This window comes from Paenibacillus sp. P4_E11, from assembly GCF_056401635.1.
In genome coordinates this window covers 1-3,291 of the sequence record NZ_JBFUIX010000265.1, presented here as the reverse complement: position 1 = coordinate 3,291, position 3,291 = coordinate 1, and the positions used below count along the sequence as shown (strand labels likewise).

Annotated in this window: 3 protein-coding genes and 1 pseudogene; 1 reads left to right on the top strand and 3 read right to left on the bottom strand. The window is 44.7% G+C overall.

Annotation, left to right across the window (positions count from 1 at the left end):
- The 3 genes and pseudogenes from AC1DWB_RS32560 to AC1DWB_RS32550 all read right to left on the bottom strand — a co-directional run.
- Positions 1–745 (bottom strand): annotated as a pseudogene (locus AC1DWB_RS32560) (hypothetical protein); the annotation flags it as partial.
- Positions 746–926: 181 nt separating this feature from the next.
- Entirely contained in the window at positions 927–1,202 is a 276-nt protein-coding gene (locus tag AC1DWB_RS32555) for a response regulator transcription factor (protein ID WP_477545245.1), read from the bottom strand.
- A gap of 342 nt (positions 1,203–1,544) precedes the next feature.
- On the bottom strand, positions 1,545–2,723 hold the full coding sequence (locus tag AC1DWB_RS32550) for a KamA family radical SAM protein (protein WP_477545244.1): 1,179 nt from the start codon (positions 2,721–2,723) through the stop codon (positions 1,545–1,547).
- 255 nt (positions 2,724–2,978) lie between these two features.
- Here AC1DWB_RS32550 and AC1DWB_RS32545 point away from each other — a divergent pair.
- Positions 2,979–3,291, top strand: a 313-nt coding sequence (locus tag AC1DWB_RS32545; protein ID WP_477545243.1) for a GntR family transcriptional regulator, incomplete at its 3' end; no start/stop codon positions are given.

Here is a 3,291-nt window from a genome sequence, read left to right as displayed (position 1 = left end):
CCTTCACGTTGCCGTTCGTGGGTGCTGTTGGCGTAGCGCTTAACGTTGGAGTAGTTGGAGGCGTTTTGTCAATATTCGATATGGTATACGTACCTGTAGTCGATAGATTACCTGTCTGATCCTTCCACCGAGCATAGATTGTTCCATTATTCGTCATTACGATGGCCGATGTATAATTGAACCAATCTACTTCATTGAAGCTGTATTCCTTAATTGTAGCCTCCCCCGGAAAAACAATCGTCACGTTGACATTCTCTCTTGTTGGTATTGTCGGGTTGCTACTGAATGTGGGTTGGGGTAATTCCACTAAAGGCGCGGTCACCAAGGTCGGTGCAGACGAAGCATCAACTTGTATCGTGATCTTATAATTCAAGCCGGCCCAACCACCGCTGTCATGGAGTACCATATCCACTTCATTAAAGCCAGGCTTAAGCCAACCATTCGTGTATGTATCTCCAGTCACCGTACCTTGTGTTTCAATATAGGAAACCCTGTGTTCGTTCAGTGAGATTGTTACAGCATTGTCAGCCTTGAACTCATATGTGGTCTGCGGATTCGAGAAATCATCCGGTAGTAGGAATCGCACTCTGTAAGGGACGTTGATTCCCAAGCAATGAAAACCGGAAGGACCACAATTCATCCAACTATTGGTCCCTTCTACAAATCCCCACGGATGAGCTCCATATAGATACGCGCGGTGCCAGGTTAGACCGTTGTCGAGTGTGAATTCGGTGTAAGGGTCCATCTGCCCTGGATTTCCTTGGGCTCCTATAATAGTTAGGGTTTGGGGAGATGCAGCATCTGCGCTGGCAGAGGGGACACTAATGGATAACATGATAGTTATTGAAGCCACGCATAGCAAAATTGATATGATTATCTTCTTGATCATACTGAACATCCCCCCAAATTTTCACAACCAGATAGATCTATTTGTTTCCTATCCACTTGGTACCCTTCAAATTCTTTGTACCTGCGTAATTTTCATGTGGGTATAGTACATGATTGAATAGTAGAGGAAACAATTTCCGTATCGAACGAATCCCAACCTTGTTCATTATGTTTGCTAAATGATTTTTTACAGTTTTTTCACTGATCACACACATTTCGGCAATTTCTCGATTTGAAAACCCATTAATAGCGATCAGTATGAGGATTTCCGATTCTCGCTGTGTAAGCTGATAACAATCTGAAAAATCTTGCATTGCAGGACCCAATCTTTGGATCAGTAAGTCATTCAAGCGTCCATATCCGCAACGTAATGTTCATGAGTATCTCCGTTCTTCTTGTGATGATTTCATGTTGTTATACTACAGTTTCACCTACTTGGGCTGGCTTCCTGAATTAACTTTCTCAGACTGCCCTGATTATACATGATTCGAAAGACCTAATATAGATGAAGAAGTTCACTAGAAAAGGAGTTATATATGACTTAAGTCATATTTTGTTAGTACATGGCTTGAAATGTATCAAGCCGCTCTGAAGAGAGCGGCTCGAATGTAAGTGGATTATATAATCTATTCCCGGATGATCGCATCGAAACGCGACTAATTGACAGCCTCACGGCCCTTCACCTGCGGCATATCCGGCAATGAATTGACCGAGACGATGGCATCCGTCTTCTTGACGGGTTTATTCCAATAGTGCTCATTTCCCGGCAAATCATCGAACCAAGCTGCATCATCGGGACATTCCAGGATCATAAACTGTCCATAATGATCGTCGCGGGATTGATGGTATTTCAAATATGCCTTCCCATCCTCAATCGATAAGATCTCAATCTTCCCCGATGTATGGCTCATGGACAAACGAACCCGTTTACCAAGTCCCGATGTAAGCGCCTTGGCCTGCTCAACGATGCGATAGGCTTCCCTCAACGAAAGCACGAACGCGCGATTGCCTGCGACAGGACGATTAATGAAGAAGTAGTACGGTGTTACACCTGCCCATGACAGCTTGTCGAGCAGCTCCCCCAGAACACGTGGATCATCATTAATGCCTCTCAGAATGGGGGTTTGGTTTACAAGTATCACTCCTGCCTCATGAAGGGCTTGAAAGCCACGAATCGCCTCAGGCGTAATTTCCCGAGGGTGGTTGATGTGTGCCATGACATAGATACGTTTCTGAGGAGTGGAATATTGGTGAAGTGTGTCCAGCAATTCTTCGTCTTCGTAGATACGCATAGGATTGAACACGGGGATCTTGGACCCTAACCGGATGATCTGAACATGATTGATCTCGCGCAGCCGTTGTAAGATGGACCGAAGCTTGGTGGTAGCTAGAATCAAGCTGTCACCGCCTGTCAGCAACACATTACTGATCTCAGGTCGGCTTGCAATATATTGCAGACCGGGCTCAACATCCGTTGTCGACTCCTTAACGTCATTGCGGAACAATCGCTTACGGAAGCAGTATCGGCAATACGCACCGCATACTTCGGATACGAGTAACAGGGCTGTGGATTTGTATTTGTGCTGGCAACCAGGAACGACGTAGTTAGTGTCTTCATCGGATGCGTCCCATCGACCATACTCCAGCAACTCCCCTTCATTCGGAATGACCAGATTTCGAATCGGGTCAGCCGGGTCACTCCAGTCAATCAAGTTCAAGTAATACTCATTCACCCGAAAGACAAATTTGTCGGTAATGAGCTTCAGCTTCTCGCGTTCTGCCTCTGGGATGCTCGTCAATTTTCCAATATCGGTCATATACTTCGGTTGGGTCATGCTTCTCCTCCTCCATATATTCATAAGAGCCAAACCTTCCCAGCCGTAAGCCGTTAATGGCTGACTGCTATAATTTTTACTATATCAAAACCTCAACTAACTTACAACTCACATATCATAATAAGGTTGTATGTTGATCAAGGACAACTCTATAGTAAACAAGGGATAGATGCTATAATGAATAAGGACTTTCGGCTGGCAGACCCATCCTCAACATGCCGGCGTATGAATCTAAGTCAAAGGTAGGAATTCAACATGCAGGATATAAACGGATACAAGTCGATAGCACTCGATATCGCTCAAAAAATTGTAAGCGGTGAATTTCCCGTTGACAGTAAAATATCCGGTCGCTCATTATTAGCCAGTCAATATCACGTTTCGCCTGAGACGATACGTAAAGCAATTGGACTGCTGAAGGACGAGAATATCGTCTCTGTATCTCAAGGCAAGGAAATTGTTATTGTTTCGGATCAACTGGCCTTTGAGTACATAAACCGTAATCAATATTTGAAATCGGTCTACTCCCTAAAGCAGGAATTGCAGCAACTACTGGTGCAGAAGAGTGAGG

Coding starts and splice junctions, on each gene's coding strand:
- AC1DWB_RS32555 (WP_477545245.1), bottom strand. CDS start 1,202: ATGCAAGATTTTTCAGATTGTTATCAGCTTACACAGCGAGAATCGGAA.
- AC1DWB_RS32550 (WP_477545244.1), bottom strand. CDS start 2,723: ATGACCCAACCGAAGTATATGACCGATATTGGAAAATTGACGAGCATC.